The following is an 18,903-nucleotide window of genomic DNA, read 5'->3' as shown; positions in this document are numbered from 1 at the left end:
CTAGCGGATCAGTTTTATTGTGACCCCGTTGACGATCATCGTCGACACCGTCAGAATGCCATAGGCAGCACCAATAGGCATTTGCGGCACCAGCCAGGCCACGCCTATCAGAAAAGCTACAAACCCATACCCGGCGAGCAGCAAACCATACAATATCCTGATCGCCGCATCGGAGCCCTGCTGCGAATGCGTAAAGACCGCCAGCGTGGAAGTCATAATCGGGAATGGCGTCAATATTCCGCTCCAAGTCGGGCCTAGCGCATCCGCGGCTTGCGTGAGTATCACCACAAAGAGCGTCGCCACGAGCATCCGCAATGGAATATCCCAGGAAGGCTGCTTCTTGAACTCCGCTTTGGTTTTAGGTTTTGGAAAAAAATACAACACCAGCGTCAGCACCGTCAGGTTCAACCCCACTCCCGCCGCAAGTGAAATATCACGCCCCAACGCAAGCAATGCGACCACAAAAAATGCCCCGTAGCTAAGCAGTACCGTCGGTAACCAACGCATTCGGGCGGAAAGTGTCGCATATACCAATGCAAAGAGCATCGTACCCACCGACCCCAGCAATGCCGAAGGGATAGTCGAAGCTGCGAATGCAGCACCGTGCTCCAAGGCAATGAAGAAAGAGATCGGCCCAGCCACCCAGGGGAACCCGCCGATCCAGCCGCCCAGCCCCTCGCCCCATTTACGAACGGCCATTGTTACCCCGGCAATAAGCGGGGGCATCAGCATGATTTTGGTTAAAAGAATATCCGACAACGATTTAAAGCGGCAAAATGGAGCACAAATTTACGTTTAAGACCCTTATCCACTGAAAATTTGACAAAATACTTGCCGATTTTAATTGCAACAAAGTTGCAATGATCTTATTTTTGCAACGTTGTAACAAAAAGAACGTAACCCGCTGCATGCCCGCTCTCCGATTTTCACTCCTCATCCTTTGGCTATCACTGTTTTCGCCGACAGCCGTGGCTCAGAAACCGGCGTGTGAATGCTTTGTGAAGGGTGTCGTGAAAGACCGGCATACCGGGCAGCCCATTGTAGGTGCTACTGTATTGATCGTGGGGCAGAGTACCGGTGTATTCACCGATCAGAATGGCCGTTACGAACTCCGCAACCTTTGTCCGGGAAATTATACACTCGAATGCCGCATTATCGGATACAGCCCATTCCAGCAAAAAATAGATCTGACGGCAGGGCATGAAGAAAACTTCAACCTGCTCGAACAGGAAGTGCATTTAAAAGATGTGGAAATTACCGCGCACCGTACGGATGCGCCTTCTTCCCAACCGCTAACCACTCTTTCAGGGGCTGATTTAGATAAAACACGCGGCCAGACGCTCGGCGAGAGCCTCAAAGGCGTCACTGGCGTTACTACACTGCAAACCGGTTCGTCCATTGCCAAACCCGTCATTCACGGCCTGCATAGCAACCGTGTGTTAATTATGAATAATGGGATCCGCCAGGAAGGCCAGCAATGGGGTTCCGAGCATGCACCGGAAATCGATCCATTCATCGCCACGAGAATATCGGTCGTGAAAGGTGCCGCGGGTGTGCGCTATGGTTCCGATGCAATTGGAGGGGTGATATTGGTGGAACCGGAAGAGTTACCGATCGACAAGCCCATTACCGGCGAACTGAATGCGGTAGGTTTTTCCAACGGCCGGCAAGGCGTTTTGTCGGGTACCGTTCAGGGTGGCCTGAATTTCGTAAAAGGCTTCGGCTGGCGCGCACAGGGTACCATTAAGCGGGGCGGCAATATCCGTACACCCAACTATTACCTCGATAATACGGGCATCAGCGAAAACAACTTCTCGCTCGCAGCAGGTTATCGTCATAAAGGACTAGGCATCGATGTGTTTTACAGTCGGTTCGATACGCAAATAGGCATTTTCTCCGGCTCGCATATTGGCAGCGTCACCGATTTGCTCAATGTGATCAAAAACGGCGAGCCGTTCGTCAAATCCGGTTTCAGCTACGCCATTAACCGCCCGAATCAGAACGCGACCCACGAGTTACTGAAAGCCGAAACGCATTACCATTTCAACGACGGCAACCGGCTGCAATGGACCATTGCACGGCAGTATAACAACCGCAACGAGTTTGACCTGCACCGGCCGCGGAACGACAGTATAGCGGCCCTCAACCACCCCGAACTGACATTTAAACTCACTTCATTGACAAACGACGTGGTCTGGGACCACAAACCCATTGCCGGGAAAATCAGCGGGCAGGTTGGTGTGAGCACATTATACCAATACAACCTCATGAGCGGCCGCCCGCTGATCCCCAATTTCAACCAATTCAATATTGGACTATTCTGGATCGAGCGGTATGTGACCAGCAAATGGGAGCTCGAAGCAGGCCTGCGCTACGATTACCGGACGCTGAAAACCTACCGGATCGTGAATCGTGAAAAAATTGCCGATCATTTCGATTTCAGCAATTTCTCGGGCACTGCCGGTGCTACCCGTAACTTTTCCGAACGCTTCTCCGCGCGCGTGAACGTGGGTACAGCCTGGCGCGCACCCAACGTGAGCGAACTGTTCAGTGACGGCGTGCACCACGGCGCAGCGGCCTACGAGAAAGGCGATGCCACTTTGCAGCCCGAAAAGGCGCTCAACTCCATTGCCAGCGTCAAATATGCCACACCGAAATGGAGCGTGGAAGTAGGCGGCTATTACAATTACATTTTTGATTTTATATATCTAAAACCACAACCGGAACCGATTCTGACTATCCGGGGCGCATTCCCTTATTTCAAATACACGCAAACCGATGCTTCTTTCAAGGGCATCGACGTTTCGGGAAGCTGGGAATTTGTGAAGCGCACCACGATTTCAAGCAAGCTCACCTATCTGCGAGTGTACGACGAGCGCAACGACGGATACCTGGTGATGATCCCGCCCAACCGATTGGATAATGCGCTGAAATACCAGCTCGCCGATCGTGGCAAATGGAAGGACGGGTTTATCTCAATCGGTAATCTGCTGGTAGCGGAACAAAAGCGAGTACCTGCAAACAGCGACTTCCTGCCGCCGCCGAAAGCCTATTCGCTGTGGAGCCTGCAAGCCGGTGCGTCGTTGAAAGTGTCTGAAAAACAGCAGTTGGAAATCGGTATCAATGTGCAGAACCTGTTCAATACGGTTTACCGCGATTACCTGAACCACTTCCGCTATTATGCCGACGACATGGGCCGCAATGCGTCGCTCCGCCTCAAATGGAAGTTCGGCGCTTAGCGAAGCCGACCCAAAAAATTAATTTTAATACAATACATAAACCTATTACGTATGAAAATGAACCGTAAGCTGAACTGGATGCTGCTCGCCGCGATGACAATGGCCTTTGTACAGTGTAAAGACTCGGGCGACGACGTCGAGCCGGATGATGAGAATGAGCTGATCACTTCCGTGACCTTGAAATTCACCGAGCAAGGTACATCCAGCGTCAGTACTTTTTCTTACAAGGACGCTGATGGTGACGGAGGCAATGCCCCCACCAAATTCGATACGATTTCGCTGAAACCGAATACAACTTACACATTGGCGATCGAACTGCTTGATGAAAGCAAGTCGCCGGTGGATGATATTACGAAGGAGGTGGAAGAAGAATCGGACGAGCACCTTTTTGTGTACACGCCCAGCCCAGCGGCATTGCTAACCTACACTTACGGCGATAAGGATAAAAACAATTACCCGATCGGCCTCACAGGCTCCGCGAAAACCGGTGCCGCCGGCAATGGCACTTTGAAAGTGCAGCTACGCCATCAGCCCGGTGCCAAAAACGGCACGCCTACTCCGGGTAGCGATGATGTGAATCTGGATTTTCAGTTGAAAGTGAAGTAAAGCAAAAAGGGATCAGCCGCTGGACTGATCCCTTTTTGTTTAGTTGCATTTGGGACAAACGCCCTGTATCAGCAGGTTGAAGTGCTCGGGATGATAACCCTCCGGCAGTTGCACGGCCGGAATGTGCAGGTTTTCCAGACAGTTGGTTTCACCACACGCGCTGCATTTGAAATGTATATGATCGTGCTGGTGCTTTTCCTCCGAACAGCTATGCGAGCACAATGCGTAGCGCAAGCCTTCGTCGTCGAGCACCTTATGTATAATGCCTTTTTCAAGAAACGTTTTGAGTGTCCGGTATATCGTTACGCGATCGTAATTCTCTCCCAACTCCCCTTCCAGGTCTCCGTGCGATAATGCGTTTTTCCGATTGATAAATGTTGAAAGCACGTCCTCACGGCACGTGGTCGTGCGCAGGTGATGTACTTTCAGCGTTTCTCTTAACTGGTCCATTGTTCCCAACAGTTTAATAATTCCTCCCTTCTAAAACCTTTCCCGTCAAAGTTAAGTTCTAACCGGCTCAAATTCCAAGGATTCCGATTACACTTTCATGGATTGGACAACCACAGCCTAAAAATATTCTGCAACCCCGTTGCAAGTTCGAACGGAGGGTGTTATTTTTGCAACATTATTGTATGTAGGAAATGAAAGCAGTACACTCACATGGCAGGGCCGACTATATAGGGATTTTAGGATCCGTGTTGTGCATTATCCATTGCATACTGGTTCCTGCATTGGCGCTTGGGTCGTCGGTAGCGACGCATAACCACGCGCATATCGGCCTTATTTCGCTGGATTACCTATTTATCCTCATCAACGGCATTGCGGTTTACTACGCCACCCGCGATCACCGCTCTACCGGCCTCCGCATTCTTCTTTGGGCGGCATTGGTAATTTTCGCGATCTCACTTATTTTCGAAGGACGCCATCAGGTATTCTCCTGGCTGGGTTATGTAGGTTCCGGATTGCTGATCATCGGCCACCTCATCAACCTCTACATCTGCCAGATCGCGCCGCGGTTGAAGTTTCGCACCCGCTGATCACTTATCATATTCCACTTCAAAACGACTTAAATCGGGGCGATTAGGGCGCTTGCGGCTGAGTTCGTATTCGAAAATTGTTTTCCCGAGATTGGCCATGAACGGGAAGCCAACGGTATCGTAATCGTATTGATCATCATTGAAGATGCCGTCCTCATTGCAGTAGATCGCGGCGGTTACCATAAACTCGATTCCCTTTTCGAAATCGGCGATATAGGCATTATCAAGCAAAAAACCGTACGCATCTCCGCATTTGTTGAAAAGCCGGATATGGCGCGGCAAGCGGGTTTTCGTAGCCCCAAACAGCAGGAACTTCACGAACCCATCGTAGTAATCATCCGTGTAGCTCGCGGGATAGCTCGTTTCCACGGGAAACTGCGACATATACTGATACATGAAACGGTAATCGTCCTCCGTCAGATTGAAACGCTGCGATGCCGGCACCTGATCGGGGAAGAAAAGTGTTTTCAAGAGCCTGTGCTGTTCTTCGAGCGGGAAGAAGTTCTTTTTGGTGAAATCAAATGGCTCGTTCACCAATGCGCCGTCTTTCATATAGCCTTTGCCCAGCATAATCGGCGCCGGGGCATTGTACTCTTTCTCATCATACTTCGCAGGCTGCTCAAAAAGGATCTTGCCGTCCTTCTCAAAACGGATCGGATTGGTATAGCGATTGTTTTCCGGCCCGATCGGCGAATCGAGGCGGTGGAGAATGCGGGCGTCCTTAAAACCCTTCCTGTGCAGGCTGTCGTTGAATTCCTGCTGCCCGATAAATTCGTAGAGCCTGTTAAAAGCGTCGTTGTCGCTGGCGAGTAATATCTTTTTGGCGTAATGTGCCACCGACGGCAACCCATCTTCCGAACTCGTATCGGCTTTCACGGCAGTTTGCTCGGGTCTTGCCGCATCCGTAAACATCGGCGTATATTTATCAATCCCCAGCTTGTTCAGCTTTTCAAATGCGAGTGCTACTGCCGGTAGTTTCACCGTGCTCGCCGGATAAAAATATTCGCCGGTATTCACGCGATAGCCATGCGTAGTAAAGTGCGGAACGTTGTTTTTATTCCGGTCGATCTTTGTGTAGAGAACCTGTACCCTGTATTTCTCAGGATTTTGCAGGATCGCCGAAAAGCGCTCCGGATGCTTTTTTAATAATTTTTCGATGAAATTATCCGAATGGTACTGTGCATGAACGGGCAGGGCTGCCAACTGTAAAGACAAGAAAAGCAACAGTTTATAATTTCTAAAAAAAAGCATGGAGAATACCGGGCACGTGTTAGCCGAATATACGATTTTTATTTTAAAGGGTCCCCGGAATTAGTTTTTACTCCCCGGCTCCTTTTCTGATTAGACATAAAATAGGGCGAATAATGGAAGAAAACAAGTTGCGCAGCAGGGGCTGGTTTGGCAAATCGGGTAAGGACGGGTTCATTTACCGCGCCTGGATGAAAAACCAGGGTTACCCCTCTGATGAGTTTGAAGGACGGCCGGTAATCGGCATTTGTAATACATTTTCGGAGCTGACACCCTGCAACGGGCATTTCCGCGAGCTGGCCGAATCGGTGAAGCGCGGCGTGTGGGAAGCAGGCGGCTTTCCGCTCGAATTTCCCGTCATGTCGCTGGGTGAAACGCTCATCAAGCCTACTGCAATGCTTTACCGCAACCTCGCCAGTATGGACGTGGAAGAGTCTATCCGCGCCAACCCGATCGACGGCGTGGTACTGCTTTGCGGTTGCGATAAAACGACGCCTTCGCTTGTGATGGGCGCCGCAAGCGTGGATATTCCTACCATCGTAGTTTCAGGCGGACCCATGCTCACCGGTCGCTATCGTGGGAAAACGATCGGGACCAGTGATGTGTGGCGTTTCAGCGAGCTGCACCGCAAGGGTGAGCTTACTCAGGAAGAACTGTATACCGCCGAAGCCTGCATGTGCCGCTCCGACGGCCACTGCGCGGTAATGGGTACAGCCTCCACGATGGCTTGTATGGTGGAATCACTCGGACTGACATTGCCTGAGAATGCGGCCATTCCGGCAGCAGACTCACGGCGGAAGGTGCTGGCGCATTTATCGGGCCGACGTATTGTGGATATGGTGAAAGAAGACCTGCGCCTATCGCAAATCCTCACACGTGAGGCATTCGAGAATGCGATCATGATCAATGCGGCGATCGGCGGCTCTACCAACTTTGTGATCCACCTGCTCGCTATTGCAGGCCGCATCGGGGTAGATTTGCATTTGGATGACTTCAATGATCTCTGTAAAAAAGTACCGCTGCTGCTCAACTTGCAGCCATCGGGCGGATACTTTATGGAAGATTTCTATTACGCGGGAGGTTTGCCGGTGGTGATTAAAGAATTGAGCAGCATTTTGCACCAGTCGGTAATTACCGCTAACGGCAAAACAATGGCCGAAAACTCTGCAAGTGCAGAATGCTTCAACCCCGAAGTGATCGGTACGATGGAGGAGCCTATTAAAGACCTCACCGGCCTGGCCGTTGTACGCGGCAATCTTTGCGAAAATGGAGCGGTGATTAAACCATCGGCTTCGCTGAAGCCGGAACTGATGCAGCACCGCGGCAAAGCGATCGTTTTCGAAGACATCGACGACTACAAGGCCCGCCTCGACGATCCGAATCTCGACGTCGATGAAAATAGTATATTGGTATTGAAAAATGTAGGACCGAAAGGCTACCCGGGCATGCCGGAGGTGGGCAATATGTCGTTACCTAAAAAGTTGCTCACGCAGGGCGTGATCGACATGGTACGCATTTCCGACGGCCGGATGAGCGGTACCGGTTTTGGAACAGTTGTTTTGCACGTGTCACCGGAAGCAGCCGTAGGCGGTAACCTCGCATTGGTTCAGGACGGTGACTATATCGAGCTGGATGTGGAAAACAGAAAGCTGCATCTGGAAGTGTCGGACGAAGAGCTGGCGCGCCGGAGAACGCTTTGGAAACCGCTTGATCTGGGCTATAACCGCGGTTATGTAAACCTGCACATCGCCCACGTCACGCAGGCGCACGAAGGCGCCGACCTCGACTTCCTCAAAGGCGGTTCGGGTGATAAAGTAACGAGAGATTCGCATTAATAGGCTGGCAATGCGGCCCGTCGGCACCCAGGTGGAATACCGCATTGCCACCTTTCAAATTCAGCATTACAATGAGCAGTCAACTTTTTGATAATCACGTCGCCATCGTCACCGGAGCCGGGCAGGGAATTGGTTTTGAGATAGCGAAACAACTGGCCTGCCAGGGCGCCGGGGTTATCCTGAACGATACCAACAAAGCACTCGCCGCCGAGGCAGCCAAGAAAATACGGAATAAGGAGGGCGAATGCGTGGCTTTCGCAGGTGACGCTTCCCAGCCGGAAGTGATCGATGCCATGGTGGACGAGGCAGTGAAATGCTTCGGCAAACTCACATTGACCGTCTGCAACGCAGGCATAACCCTGTTCGGAGATTTCTTTGAATACCCTGTCGAAAATCTGCGGAAAGTGCTTGAAGTAAACCTTATGGGTTCTTTCCTGCTCACGCAGGCGGCCGCGAAGCAAATGCGGAAGCAGAAATCGGGCGGGCGGATATTACTGATGTCCTCGGTAGTAGGCCATCAGGCACACCAGTTTTTGGGCGCTTATGCTATGACCAAGGCTGGACTGGAAATGCTGGCCAAAAACCTTGTGCTCGAACTTTCTCCGCACGGCATTACCATCAACACGGTCGCGCCCGGCGCTACTCTGACCGAACGGACATTGGCAGAAGACCCAACTTATCCCAAAACATGGTCGGCGATCACGCCTATGGGCAGGCCCGCTATCTGTGAAGACATTGCCAATGCTGCATTGTTCCTACTCTCACCACATTCCGGGCATATTACAGGGCAAAGCCTGATCGTCGACGGAGGGTGGACGTCCGTGAGCCCCCTGCCCGATCTGAGCAATATGAATGTTAAGAAAAACTGAGATTACTCGCCTGAAAAAAGCTGCGCTTCCAGGTCATCGATGCTTCCGTCCTTTGAAAAGAACAGCTCGCGTGGCTTGGCAGCGGTGCTTGGGTTGGCGGTCATGAAGCTCCGGTACTGATCGTCGGTGATGATTTTCAATATCAATGCACGTTTCAGTACCATTGGAAACGGCACCTTGAAGAAATTGGCAATATCTGACGCCAGAAAATCCGGAATTTTGGAAATATCATTCCTGAAAAAACTCTCCACTTCATCGAATGGCAGCAAGGCTTCAAAAATAAGCTGCTCCGAGCGCGCCGCGAGCGAGGTCGTACTGGCATAAATCGTATGCAGCCCGAGCGAGACGGTGAGCAAATGGATGTGGTAGTTGCGCTCGTTGATATCCGACGCGGCATTTACAAAAACCCATCCTTTCTGATGATAGATCGCTGAAAATCCTTTAAAAAGCGGATCTACATGATGCAGTTGCGCGATTTTGATACCGTCCGGATATGGCAGCTTGTGCCCGATCTGATGCACAATATCCTGTGCGTAGGAAATATCGGCCACCTCACCGGCTGGTTCGATCATCCAGTCGCCATTCACCAGGCCTTCGAAAAGATGGTCCGCGATCCGCTGGCTTTCTACCTGTCCCAAATGCAGGACAATGCGGTTACCGCGGACGGAGTAATCAAGAAGGAGTTGGTTTTTGGGCTGTTTCCGGGCCATATCGAGGTCGTTGTTGAGGTGTTAACTTTCAAAGATACGTCCTTACGATTTCAGCCGCAACAGCAGGCAGGTAATATTATCGCCACTCCAATGTATTGAGCAATTGCAACATATCGGCCTGTAAATAATCGATCACCGGCGCCAGCGAATCGTTTTTTGTAGCTGTGGGAAAGTAAATAGCGCCCCGCAGGAAATGACCCGTGCTATCAGTGGTGTAAAACTGGTACGGACTCGGCACATCGCCTTCAATTTTGAACAGCATTGCCGTACGGCCTGTCTTGCCCAAAACCCGTTGCTCCTGGATAGACGAAGCGCGGATCTGGTGCTTGCTCGCGAGCTTGTAGCTGTCGTCAATAAAGGCTTTCAGTAATGCAGGATTGTTATTGAGGGCCTTGTAGGTAATCTGGATATTAGCTTTGAATTGGGGATAATTAATAAAAATCCAATCCTTTCCAGCCGTTTTAAAGGTATCAGGCGACACCACCGCGTATTTGGAATATTCGAATGTGTAGGGATGTTTCTCGGTCAATGCGCGGTAGCTGTGTTTAGGCAGGTCGATCCGGTTATAGCCTTTGGGTTTCGGGATGTAGGTTTGTTCTCCTTCTTTTTTACAACCTGAGATAAAGAGCAGTGAAGCAGGCAGGAAAATCGTGAAAATGAATTTGTACATATAATAGGTCCCATTGGCAAACATGCGCAAAACTAACGAAAACGTTGGAACATTATTTTTACCCCATACCCCTGGAAACAAAAAAGCGAAACCATCAAAGACAGTCTCGCTCTCCGGCACCCTCCTCCGTTACTCAACGGTAACAGATTTGGCAAGATTTCTTGGTTGATCTACATTCCGGCCCCGCATTACTGCAATGTAGTACGATAGCAGTTGCAGCGGGATCACGGAAACAAGCGGCGTCAGAATTTCATGGGTATTAGGCACTTCGATCACAAAATCGACCATGCCGGGGATTAATGTATCCCCTTCTGTCACGATCGCGATCACGCGGCCTTTGCGGGCTTTCACTTCCTGGATGTTCGACACGATCTTCTCGTACGAACTGTCTTTCGTCGCCAGGAACACCACCGGCATATCCTCGTCGATCAATGCGATCGGCCCGTGTTTCATCTCCGCAGCGGGATAGCCTTCGGCGTGGATGTAAGAAATTTCTTTGAGTTTCAAGGCACCTTCCAGCGCCACGGGGAAGTTGAAACCGCGCCCGAGGTAAATGAAGTTGCGCGCATAAGTGAATATGAATGCGATCTCTTTGATTTTGGCTGCATTCTCGAACACCTTATCTACTTTGGACGGGATCGTTTCCAGCTCGATCAGCAACTGGCGGTAAGTTTCTTCGGAAATCGTGCCCTTACGCTTCGCTACCGCAATGGCCATCAGTGTGAGCACAGTCACCTGGGCGGTAAACGCCTTGGTACTGGCCACACCGATCTCCGGGCCCGCGTGTGTATAGGCGCCTGCATGCGTGGCGCGGGCGATCGATGAGCCCACGACGTTGCAAACTCCGAATATGGTAGCACCTTTGGACTTAGCCAGTTCGATCGCCGCCAGGGTATCCGCCGTTTCACCGGATTGCGAAATGGCTATTACGATGTCGTTTTCCTTAATTACCGGGTTGCGATAGCGGAATTCCGAAGCATATTCCACCTCCACATTGATCCGCGCCAGCTCTTCGAACATATACTCGGCTACCAGCCCGGCGTGCCAGGATGTTCCGCAACCTACAATCACCACGCGGTCGGATTGGGCCAGTTTATCGAGATAGTCGTTCAGGCCGCCGAGTTGCAGATGCGCATCGTCCGCACGCAGGCGTCCGCGCATGGAATCGGCAATGGAGCGGGGCTGTTCGAAAATTTCCTTGATCATGAAATGGTCGTAGCCCCCTTTTTCGATGGTTTCGAGCTCCATTTCGAGCTTTTGAATATAGGGGATGGTTTCCGTGCTATCCAGATTCTGAATGCTGAGTTTACCTTCGTTGATCACCGCAACTTCGTAATCATCAAGGTAAACCACGTCTTTGGTATATTCCACGATCGGCGTGGCGTCGGAAGCAAGGAAATACTCATCCTCCCCTACGCCTATCACCAGCGGGCTGCCCTTACGCGCCGCGATGAGCTGGCCGGGGTGATCGAGCGAGATTACAGCGATCGCGTACGCACCTACCACCTCTTTCAGTGCCAGGCGCACAGCCGTTTCCAATGTAGCACCGGTTTCCTGCTGAACATCCTCGATAAAATGAACCAGGACTTCGGTATCGGTATCGCTCAAAAACTTATGGCCTTTGCCGATCAGGTTCTGCTTGATGGCCGCGTAGTTTTCGATAATGCCGTTGTGGATGATCGCCAACCGGCGGTTGTTTGAATAATGCGGGTGGGCATTTACGTCGTTGGGTTCGCCGTGCGTAGCCCAGCGCGTGTGACCAATGCCGATCGTCGCCGGAAGTTGCTTCCCGTTCAGCTCCGATTCGAGGTCTGACACCTTTCCCCTCTTCTTGTAAATATTCAATTCGCCATTTTCCAGCAGCGCGATTCCCGAGCTGTCATAGCCACGATATTCCAGACGTTTCAGTCCTTTTAAAATCAAAGGATATGCCTCCCTGTTTCCAACATAAGCCACAATTCCGCACATATTCTTAAAATATTTTAATTTTTGTGTATGTCCTAGACGGGGCAAATAAATGGCAAACAGCGGTCGTTAGCAAGCTAATTTTTAATTAAATACTAAAAAATATCCAATTTATGGACAGTGCTCGAACACACGAAACATTCCTGAAAAACACAAAAAAGCCGGCGACTCCGAGAATCGCCGGCTTTTCTGCCCTGTGAAATCTATCTGTTAGCTTACCAGATCGTTGTAGAGATTGTAATACGACTCAGAGAAATTCTCATCCTGCTCGTCGAGCTGCACACGTTTCGGTGCATTGTTGAAAATTTCGTTGAGACTCGCGCTGCAATGCTCTTCGGCTTTCAGCACCGCATCGGCATAAGCACATCCGATTTTGACAAAACCTTCGAAATCGGCAGAATGCAAATGCGCCAGCGCCTCGTCACTCACGTCCATAGCTTTGGCTTTGCTCTGCAAATCCGCATCAAACTTGTAGTCAAATGCATTGTTGTGTACGGTAAACACACTTTTCGTATCCTTAAACATCGGATCGTTACGGTAAGTGGTTTTAAGGTACAGTGGAATCAGAGCCGTCATCCAGTCATTACAGTGCACCACATCCGGGGCCCATCCCAGTTTTTTAACTGTTTCCAAAACACCCTTGCAAAAGAAGATCGCACGTTCGTCGTTGTCATCGAAGAAGTTGTTTTCCTTATCGAAGAAAACGGATTTGCGATGGAAGTAATCGTCGTTATCTATAAAATAGACCTGCAACTTCGCATTGGGAATCGAAGCTACTTTAATGATTAGCGGCTTTTCTTCATCTCCTACGGTAATATTGATTCCTGACAGTCGAACTACTTCATGAAGCCTGTTTTTGCGTTCGTTGATCAACCCGAAACGCGGAACGAGTATCCTGATTTCTGCCCCTTTTTCCTGCATTGCCTGAGGAAGTTTTCTAACGTAATCGGCAACATCGGTTGTTTGGAGGAAGGGATTGATTTCACTGGCTACATACAAAATTCGTAGTTTCTCCATAGATCTTTTAGCAGTTTGTGAAAAAAAGTTTTGCAAAATTATACAAAAAAAATGGCAATTTCAAAAGATATTCCAAACTAATTGTCATATTGCGCCCAGTTTGGGATTTCCCTGTCCTGATGTTTCCATAATCTGCTTTACGGTTTCTACTATCTTGAAAAAGCAATCGTAGCCCGCAGGTTACTCCCTCAGTTTTCGAATTTTACATGGAAGTATTCACTTCGGTCAAAAGCCTCCGCCAATACCTGGATCAGCAAGTTTTACAGCAAAAAACCATCGGCCTCGTGCCCACCATGGGAGCCCTTCATAAAGGCCACATTTCGCTGATCGAAGCCGCCAAAAAGGATACGGATATCGTCGTTTGCAGCGTATTTGTGAACCCCACGCAGTTCAACAACCCCGAGGACCTGGCCAAATACCCGAGAACGTTCGAAGCCGACAGTATCATGCTCGAAAATGCGGGCTGCTCTGCGGTATTCGCGCCGTCGGTGGAAGAAATGTATCCCGAACAGCCCGTGCTCAAAATGAACTTTGGTGCATTGGAAACTGTCATGGAAGGCGCTTCTCGCCCTGGGCATTTCAATGGCGTCGGCATTGTGGTTTCGAAGCTGTTCAATATTGTAAAGCCTCACCGCGCCTATTTCGGGCAAAAGGACCTGCAACAGGTGTCGGTAGTGCGCCAGTTGGTCAATGACCTCGCATTCGGATTGGAACTGATCATATGCCCTACCGTTCGCGAAACGGACGGGCTGGCAATGTCCTCGCGTAACACGCGCCTGAACGCGGCCGAGCGCGCGATCGCGCCGCATATATATCGCATCCTCGCGGGTGCGGGCGAAGACCTGCGTGCGGGCAAGCAGGTAAGCGACGTAATCGGCTGGGCAAAAAGTGAATTTGAGAAGATCAGAGAACTTACGCTCGACTATTTTGAAGTCATTAATCTTAAAACCCTGCTCCCTATTGAAAAAATAGGCCTTGCGGGCTCCAATGCGATTTGTGTAGCGGCTTTCCTCGGCCCGGTTAGACTGATCGACAATATCATATTCTGATTTACTCGCCAACGTTAAAACAAAAAGAAGGCCCCTTTCGGAGCCTTCTTTTTGTTTTTATGCCAATTTCCAGTCGCCGCGGTACTTGCGTTGTACGAACTGGTTCGCTTCGTCGAAGTTGGTAATTTTCATATTCTTGCCATCCCACAAGAGTTTCTTGCGGCCCGGGTAGTCGAAACCTTTGCCGTCGGCCTTCGCGGTGCGGAGGTTGTAGCTGCGGATACCGAGGTTACCCATGATCACAGTCTCTGTCAAAGGACCTGCATAGTCGAATGAAGAAGTAAGCGCCTTGTGCTCCTTGCTGTTGAAACCAGCTTTACAAGCATCGCTCCACGACACGTGGTGGCCGAATTCCGGCATTGGCGTGTATTTGTTACCGAAATCACCTTGCTTGTATTCGAGCTTGGTACCGTCTTTGAGGTACACTTTCGGTGCGATACCGTAAGTTCCGCAGGTCATTACCCCTTTTTCACCAATCAAAAGCACGCCATTGCTGCTGTCCGGCTCTCCCAGTGGATCGTTGGCAGGGATCAGATCCGGGTGGAACGGGCGAAGACCACCGTCATGCCATGTCAAAGTCACTTCCGATTTATTGATTTTGTTCGCAGGGAACTTCAATTGAACACGTGATGACGGCGGGCAGCCTTCCGGAATATATTCAGCCGTCCAGTCTTTGATGAACACCTGGCCTACCGAGCATTCAACTTCCGTAGGATAGCCGAGGCCGAGCGTACGGAACGCCGGGTCGATCAGGTGGCAACCCATGTCGCCCAATGCGCCGGTACCGAAGTTCCACCAGCCTCTCCATTTGAACGGGTGCCATGCCGGGTTGTAATCCACCCAGTCGGCACAGCCAACCCACAGTTCCCAGTCGATGTCCGCAGGCACTTCATGCTTGCCGGTCGGCACAGGAATACCCTGCGGCCACACGGGACGGTTGGTCCAGACGTGCGCCTCGTGGACGTTACCGATGAGGCCTTTGTTAAACCATTCCTTCATTTGAGTCTGCGCGGGGTTGGAAGCACCCTGGTTACCCATTTGGGTTACCACTTTGTATTTGCGCGCAGCTTCGGTGAGCATACGTGCCTCGTAAATATCGTGGGTAAGGGGTTTCTGCACATACACGTGTTTACCGCGCTGCATAGCCGCCATGGCGATGATCGCGTGCATGTGGTCGGCCGTCGAAACGGTTACGGCATCGATGCTCTTATCCATTTCGTCGAACATCTTGCGGAAGTCTTTGTACTTCTTCGCGTCAGGGTGCAGCTCGAAATTCTTTTTCACTTGCGGCTGGCCCCAATCCACGTCGCAAAGTGCCACCAGGTTCTCGGCGCCTTTGTTCCACGCATTGTTGGTATCTGAAAAACCTTTACCACCCACACCGACACCGGCGATATTCAGCTTGTCGCTGGGGGCTTTATATCCTTTCCCCAGCACGTGGCGGGGTACTATAAAGAAACTTCCAATGGCCGCCGCGGAGGTCTTCTGGATAAAGTCCCGGCGATTAACGTCTTTCGGTTTGTTTTCTGTACTCATCGGTTTTGGTAATGAAAAAATAAAGTAGATTAATATAGATGAAAGGAATAAGTTCTTATTAAAGATCGAATACTATAAAATCCCGCTTAAATATAATAATGTATTTACGAAACATCATGTAGAAGCCCATTTCAATTATTAGTTGAAATACGTTGTTTGTCTGCATTTCAGGCTATTTAGGCAGATAATTTCCTCACGTGTACGCGCGGGAACCGTCCCACCTGCGACGATGTTTTGATGGCTGGGTATTATTCCTGTAACTTTGCGGGGTAATGCATTTCAATTAGACCAATACCACCGGGTAATGCAAATCACAGTAATGAAATCGAAGATTCACCGGGTTAAGGTGACTCAGGCGGAATTGAACTACGTTGGCAGCATCACGATCGACGAGGATCTGATCGACGCAGCGGGACTCATAGAAAATGAACAGGTTCACATTGTGAACAATAACAATGGCGAGCGTTTTGTCACATATGTTATCAAAGGCGAGAGGGGTTCGGGCATGATTTGCCTCAACGGCGCGGCAGCACGCAGGGTGCAGATCGGCGACATCATCATCATCATCGCGTACGGCAGCATGAGCCAGGAAGAGGCCAAGACGTTCAAGCCGATGGTGGTTTTTCCAGATCACAACAATCATTTGGTAGGCTAACCTCCGGCATTCCCTACACGATACAGCAATTAGCATAGCATGAAAAATATACTGCGTTACACGATATCGCTTGTCCTGGCAGGCGGTCTGCTCTGGTTTGTGTTCAAAGACATCAACCTGAATGAAATGCTCGACCGTTTTGCCCAGTCCGACTGGCGGTGGATCGCCGTATCATGCTTTTGCCTCCTGCTCGCGCACATGGTGCGTGCATGGCGCTGGGGAATGCTCATCGAGCCGCTGGACCACAAACCGGGCATCGTAAACAGTACGATGTCGGTACTGACAGGTTATTTTGCCAACTACATCGTGCCCCGCATGGGCGAAGTAACGCGTTGCGGGACACTTTACCGCCTGGAACGCATTCCCGTAAGCCTCAGCTTCGGTACCGTGGTGGCTGAGCGGATTTTCGATGTTATTATATTGGTGCTGATGATTGGCTTGAACTTCATCCTCGAATTCGATCGTCTCAGCACTTTCTTCACTGATTTTTTCCAAAGCAAAATTGGCGGAAGCCAGGGCGGCGGATCTGGCACCGGCATGTTGCTGAGCATTCTCATCGTCGGGCTGCTCGCCGTCGCTGTCGTCAGCATTGTAATCTTCAAAAATGCTTCGCTGCGTAACAAATTGCAGCAGAATGCGATCATCGCCAAGATCATCGGCTTTGCACAGGGCATGCTCGAAGGACTTCTGAGCGTGCGCAAGCTGCGCAGTCCCGGCCTTTTCATTTTCAGCACCATCCTAATCTGGGTGCTGTATTACCTGGTTTCCTACGTACTTTTCTTCTGTATTCCCGAAACTTCCCATCTCGGCCCGCTGGCCGGCCTCACATTGCTCGTAGTAGGCGCGATCGGTATGACGGCTCCTACTCAAGGCGGTATCGGTGCTTACCACCTGCTTGTGGGTAACGTGATGGTACTTTACGGACTTTCGCAGAATGACGGCATTACCCTCGCCACATTCATCCATGGCGCACAAATGCTGTTCATGCTGATCATCGGCGCATTGGCATTTTTGTATGTGCTGATCGCGAACAAAAACAAAGTCGAGGAGCCCGAGCAGGTATCTGCGGCAAACTAATTGTAACTTTAATAGTCCTGAAAAATGGAAATGGAGTATGTTACGTTATTCCATTTCTTAAATCCATATTGTCTTTTACAATGAATTTGACAGAAAGCAAAATCCTGAGACTAGAAGAAGCAATCCCGACGGTAGAAGCATGGCAACGCGCCGGGCAAAAAGTTGTTTTCACCAACGGATGTTTCGATATTGTGCATTTAGGGCACATCGACTACCTAGAAAAAGCACGCGCATTAGGCGACAGAATGGTACTCGGCCTGAACACCGATGCGTCGGTAAGCCGCCTGAAAGGACCATTGAGGCCGGTCGTCAATGAGTACGCAAGAGCTCGTTTGATGGCAGCACTATCGTTCATCGATGCTGTCATTTTGTTCGACGAACCGACGCCTAGTCAGTTGATCGAGGCCGTAAAACCTGACATTTTGGTCAAAGGCGACGATTATACGATCGAGAACATTGCTGGCGCGGATTTTGTTTTGGGTAGAGGAGGTGAGGTAAAAACGATCGCTTTGGTACAAGGCTATTCGACTACCGCGCTAATCGAAAAGATAAAACAAGGATATAAATAGCAATAACTATGGGAATTTTGATTGCTTTGATCGTAATGGGCGTCAGCTTTTACGTACAATGGCGCTTGAAGAGCAAGTTTGAAGAATATTCACAGGTAGGATTGAGCAACGGCATGAGCGGTAAGGAAATCGCTGAAACAATGCTCCGGGAAAGCGGCATTTACGACGTAAGAGTGGTGTCCGTGGAAGGCCGTCTGACCGACCACTACAATCCACAGGATAAGACAGTCAACCTGAGTCCCGATGTATATTACGGACGTAGCGTAGCTGCTGCGGCTGTGGCTTCCCACGAATGCGGGCACGCGGTGCAACACGCTACCGCTTACAGCTGGCTGCAATTCCGCTCGCAAATGGTACCGTTCCTGAGCGTAGCGTCGCAGTATATGCAATGGATCATTTTCATTGGCGTGCTTTTGATTAACACCACTGTGATTCCTCTGACGATCGGCGTGGCATTGTTTGCTGTGACTACATTGTTCAGCTTTATTACATTGCCCGTTGAATACGACGCCAGTAACCGTGCATTGGCCTGGATCCAGAAAAACCGCATTGTGAACGAACGCGAGTACATTATGTCTGCCGATGCATTGAAATGGGCAGCACGTACTTACCTCGTAGCGGCAATTGGTTCATTGGCAACTTTACTCTACTATGTGAGCTTGCTAATGGGACGTCGCGACTAAGGCGTAAAATATTGTAAAATGATATTGTCAGCCTGAGCGAAGTGGGGCTGACTAAAAAGGCCCGAGTCAATTTGGCTGTAAATAGGCTTTTTGGATTTTTGAGACTGATAGAAGCCTGGTTAAATTAACAAGGGGTCA

Annotated in this window: 18 protein-coding genes; 10 read left to right on the top strand and 8 right to left on the bottom strand. The window is 50.2% G+C overall.

Annotation, left to right across the window (positions count from 1 at the left end; all coding sequences use genetic code 11):
- Entirely contained in the window at positions 1–726 is a 726-nt protein-coding gene (locus CLV60_RS22890) for a hypothetical protein (RefSeq protein WP_106597910.1), read from the bottom strand.
- A gap of 182 nt (positions 727–908) precedes the next feature.
- On the opposite strand from CLV60_RS22890, the gene CLV60_RS22885 reads away from it, so the two are divergent.
- Positions 909–3,239 carry a TonB-dependent receptor gene (locus CLV60_RS22885; protein ID WP_106597719.1) on the top strand — a complete coding sequence of 777 codons (2,331 nt, stop codon included), beginning with the start codon at positions 909–911 and terminating at the stop codon, positions 3,237–3,239.
- Between the two features lie 51 nt (positions 3,240–3,290).
- Positions 3,291–3,845: a hypothetical protein gene (locus CLV60_RS22880; protein ID WP_106597718.1), complete on the top strand. Its 555-nt coding sequence runs from the start codon at positions 3,291–3,293 to the stop codon at positions 3,843–3,845.
- Positions 3,846–3,884: 39 nt separating this feature from the next.
- On the opposite strand, the gene CLV60_RS22875 is transcribed toward CLV60_RS22880, so the two are convergent.
- Positions 3,885–4,295, bottom strand: a complete 411-nt coding sequence (locus tag CLV60_RS22875; RefSeq protein ID WP_106597717.1) for a Fur family transcriptional regulator — start codon at positions 4,293–4,295, stop codon at positions 3,885–3,887.
- Between the two features lie 191 nt (positions 4,296–4,486).
- On the opposite strand from CLV60_RS22875, the gene CLV60_RS22870 reads away from it, so the two are divergent.
- Positions 4,487–4,882 (top strand): MerC domain-containing protein, encoded by a 396-nt coding sequence (locus tag CLV60_RS22870; RefSeq protein ID WP_106597716.1) that lies wholly within the window; start codon positions 4,487–4,489, stop codon positions 4,880–4,882.
- On the opposite strand, the gene CLV60_RS22865 is transcribed toward CLV60_RS22870, so the two are convergent.
- Entirely contained in the window at positions 4,883–6,097 is a 1,215-nt protein-coding gene (locus CLV60_RS22865; protein ID WP_229211096.1) for a serine hydrolase, read from the bottom strand.
- 149 nt (positions 6,098–6,246) lie between these two features.
- On the opposite strand from CLV60_RS22865, the gene CLV60_RS22860 reads away from it, so the two are divergent.
- Both CLV60_RS22860 and CLV60_RS22855 read left to right on the top strand, forming a co-directional pair.
- Entirely contained in the window at positions 6,247–7,965 is a 1,719-nt protein-coding gene (locus CLV60_RS22860) for an IlvD/Edd family dehydratase (RefSeq protein WP_106597714.1), read from the top strand.
- A 71-nt stretch (positions 7,966–8,036) separates the two neighbouring features.
- Positions 8,037–8,834, top strand: a complete 798-nt coding sequence (locus CLV60_RS22855; protein WP_106597713.1) for an SDR family NAD(P)-dependent oxidoreductase — start codon at positions 8,037–8,039, stop codon at positions 8,832–8,834.
- 2 nt (positions 8,835–8,836) lie between these two features.
- Here CLV60_RS22855 and CLV60_RS22850 read toward each other — a convergent pair whose 3' ends face one another.
- The 4 genes from CLV60_RS22850 to CLV60_RS22835 form a co-directional block, all read right to left on the bottom strand.
- Positions 8,837–9,544, bottom strand: coding sequence for a hypothetical protein (locus CLV60_RS22850; protein WP_106597712.1), 708 nt, complete (start codon positions 9,542–9,544; stop codon positions 8,837–8,839).
- A gap of 76 nt (positions 9,545–9,620) precedes the next feature.
- A complete protein-coding gene (gene gldD, locus CLV60_RS22845) occupies positions 9,621–10,214 on the bottom strand; it encodes a gliding motility lipoprotein GldD (RefSeq protein WP_106597909.1) in 594 nt (197 codons plus the stop codon).
- A 129-nt stretch (positions 10,215–10,343) separates the two neighbouring features.
- Entirely contained in the window at positions 10,344–12,182 is a 1,839-nt protein-coding gene (gene glmS, locus CLV60_RS22840) for a glutamine--fructose-6-phosphate transaminase (isomerizing) (protein ID WP_106597711.1), read from the bottom strand.
- 207 nt (positions 12,183–12,389) lie between these two features.
- Positions 12,390–13,196, bottom strand: coding sequence for a glycogen/starch synthase (locus CLV60_RS22835; protein ID WP_019941941.1), 807 nt, complete (start codon positions 13,194–13,196; stop codon positions 12,390–12,392).
- 206 nt (positions 13,197–13,402) lie between these two features.
- Between CLV60_RS22835 and panC the strand changes: the two genes are divergently transcribed.
- Positions 13,403–14,245, top strand: a complete 843-nt coding sequence (gene panC, locus CLV60_RS22830; protein WP_106597710.1) for a pantoate--beta-alanine ligase — start codon at positions 13,403–13,405, stop codon at positions 14,243–14,245.
- Positions 14,246–14,302: 57 nt separating this feature from the next.
- Here the strand turns inward: panC and CLV60_RS22825 are convergent, their stop codons facing one another.
- Positions 14,303–15,781, bottom strand: coding sequence for a Gfo/Idh/MocA family protein (locus CLV60_RS22825; protein ID WP_106597709.1), 1,479 nt, complete (start codon positions 15,779–15,781; stop codon positions 14,303–14,305).
- Between the two features lie 304 nt (positions 15,782–16,085).
- Here CLV60_RS22825 and panD point away from each other — a divergent pair, with 304 nt between their 5' ends.
- The 4 genes from panD (at position 16,086) to CLV60_RS22805 (ending at position 18,765) form a co-directional block, all read left to right on the top strand.
- A complete protein-coding gene (gene panD, locus CLV60_RS22820) occupies positions 16,086–16,436 on the top strand; it encodes an aspartate 1-decarboxylase (RefSeq protein WP_106597708.1) in 351 nt (116 codons plus the stop codon).
- A gap of 39 nt (positions 16,437–16,475) precedes the next feature.
- On the top strand, positions 16,476–17,513 hold the full coding sequence (locus CLV60_RS22815; RefSeq protein WP_106597707.1) for a lysylphosphatidylglycerol synthase transmembrane domain-containing protein: 1,038 nt from the start codon (positions 16,476–16,478) through the stop codon (positions 17,511–17,513).
- An 80-nt stretch (positions 17,514–17,593) separates the two neighbouring features.
- Positions 17,594–18,082 carry a D-glycero-beta-D-manno-heptose 1-phosphate adenylyltransferase gene (gene rfaE2, locus CLV60_RS22810; RefSeq protein ID WP_106597706.1) on the top strand — a complete coding sequence of 163 codons (489 nt, stop codon included), beginning with the start codon at positions 17,594–17,596 and terminating at the stop codon, positions 18,080–18,082.
- An 8-nt stretch (positions 18,083–18,090) separates the two neighbouring features.
- Positions 18,091–18,765 carry a zinc metallopeptidase gene (locus CLV60_RS22805; protein WP_106597705.1) on the top strand — a complete coding sequence of 225 codons (675 nt, stop codon included), beginning with the start codon at positions 18,091–18,093 and terminating at the stop codon, positions 18,763–18,765.
- The last annotated feature ends 138 nt before the right edge of the window (positions 18,766–18,903 follow it).

It is taken from the genome of Dyadobacter jiangsuensis (assembly GCF_003014695.1).
Classification (GTDB): domain Bacteria; phylum Bacteroidota; class Bacteroidia; order Cytophagales; family Spirosomataceae; genus Dyadobacter; species Dyadobacter jiangsuensis.
The sequence above is the reverse complement of the archived record's forward strand: the minus strand, read 5'-3'. Positions and strand labels throughout refer to the sequence as shown.

Excerpts from the sequence above, each read along its gene's own strand:
- CLV60_RS22815 (WP_106597707.1), top strand. The coding sequence starts at position 16,476 with ATGAAAAATATACTGCGTTACACGATATCGCTTGTCCTGGCAGGCGGT.
- CLV60_RS22805 (WP_106597705.1), top strand. The coding sequence starts at position 18,091 with ATGGGAATTTTGATTGCTTTGATCGTAATGGGCGTCAGCTTTTACGTA.
- CLV60_RS22860 (WP_106597714.1), top strand. The coding sequence starts at position 6,247 with ATGGAAGAAAACAAGTTGCGCAGCAGGGGCTGGTTTGGCAAATCGGGT.
- rfaE2 (WP_106597706.1), top strand. The coding sequence starts at position 17,594 with ATGAATTTGACAGAAAGCAAAATCCTGAGACTAGAAGAAGCAATCCCG.
- CLV60_RS22875 (WP_106597717.1), bottom strand. The coding sequence starts at position 4,295 with ATGGACCAGTTAAGAGAAACGCTGAAAGTACATCACCTGCGCACGACC.
- CLV60_RS22825 (WP_106597709.1), bottom strand. The coding sequence starts at position 15,781 with ATGAGTACAGAAAACAAACCGAAAGACGTTAATCGCCGGGACTTTATC.
- panD (WP_106597708.1), top strand. The coding sequence starts at position 16,086 with ATGCAAATCACAGTAATGAAATCGAAGATTCACCGGGTTAAGGTGACT.
- CLV60_RS22870 (WP_106597716.1), top strand. The coding sequence starts at position 4,487 with ATGAAAGCAGTACACTCACATGGCAGGGCCGACTATATAGGGATTTTA.
- glmS (WP_106597711.1), bottom strand. The coding sequence starts at position 12,182 with ATGTGCGGAATTGTGGCTTATGTTGGAAACAGGGAGGCATATCCTTTG.
- CLV60_RS22850 (WP_106597712.1), bottom strand. The coding sequence starts at position 9,544 with ATGGCCCGGAAACAGCCCAAAAACCAACTCCTTCTTGATTACTCCGTC.
- CLV60_RS22885 (WP_106597719.1), top strand. The coding sequence starts at position 909 with ATGCCCGCTCTCCGATTTTCACTCCTCATCCTTTGGCTATCACTGTTT.
- gldD (WP_106597909.1), bottom strand. The coding sequence starts at position 10,214 with ATGTACAAATTCATTTTCACGATTTTCCTGCCTGCTTCACTGCTCTTT.
- CLV60_RS22835 (WP_019941941.1), bottom strand. The coding sequence starts at position 13,196 with ATGGAGAAACTACGAATTTTGTATGTAGCCAGTGAAATCAATCCCTTC.
- CLV60_RS22880 (WP_106597718.1), top strand. The coding sequence starts at position 3,291 with ATGAAAATGAACCGTAAGCTGAACTGGATGCTGCTCGCCGCGATGACA.
- CLV60_RS22855 (WP_106597713.1), top strand. The coding sequence starts at position 8,037 with ATGAGCAGTCAACTTTTTGATAATCACGTCGCCATCGTCACCGGAGCC.
- CLV60_RS22890 (WP_106597910.1), bottom strand. The coding sequence starts at position 726 with ATGCCCCCGCTTATTGCCGGGGTAACAATGGCCGTTCGTAAATGGGGC.
- panC (WP_106597710.1), top strand. The coding sequence starts at position 13,403 with ATGGAAGTATTCACTTCGGTCAAAAGCCTCCGCCAATACCTGGATCAG.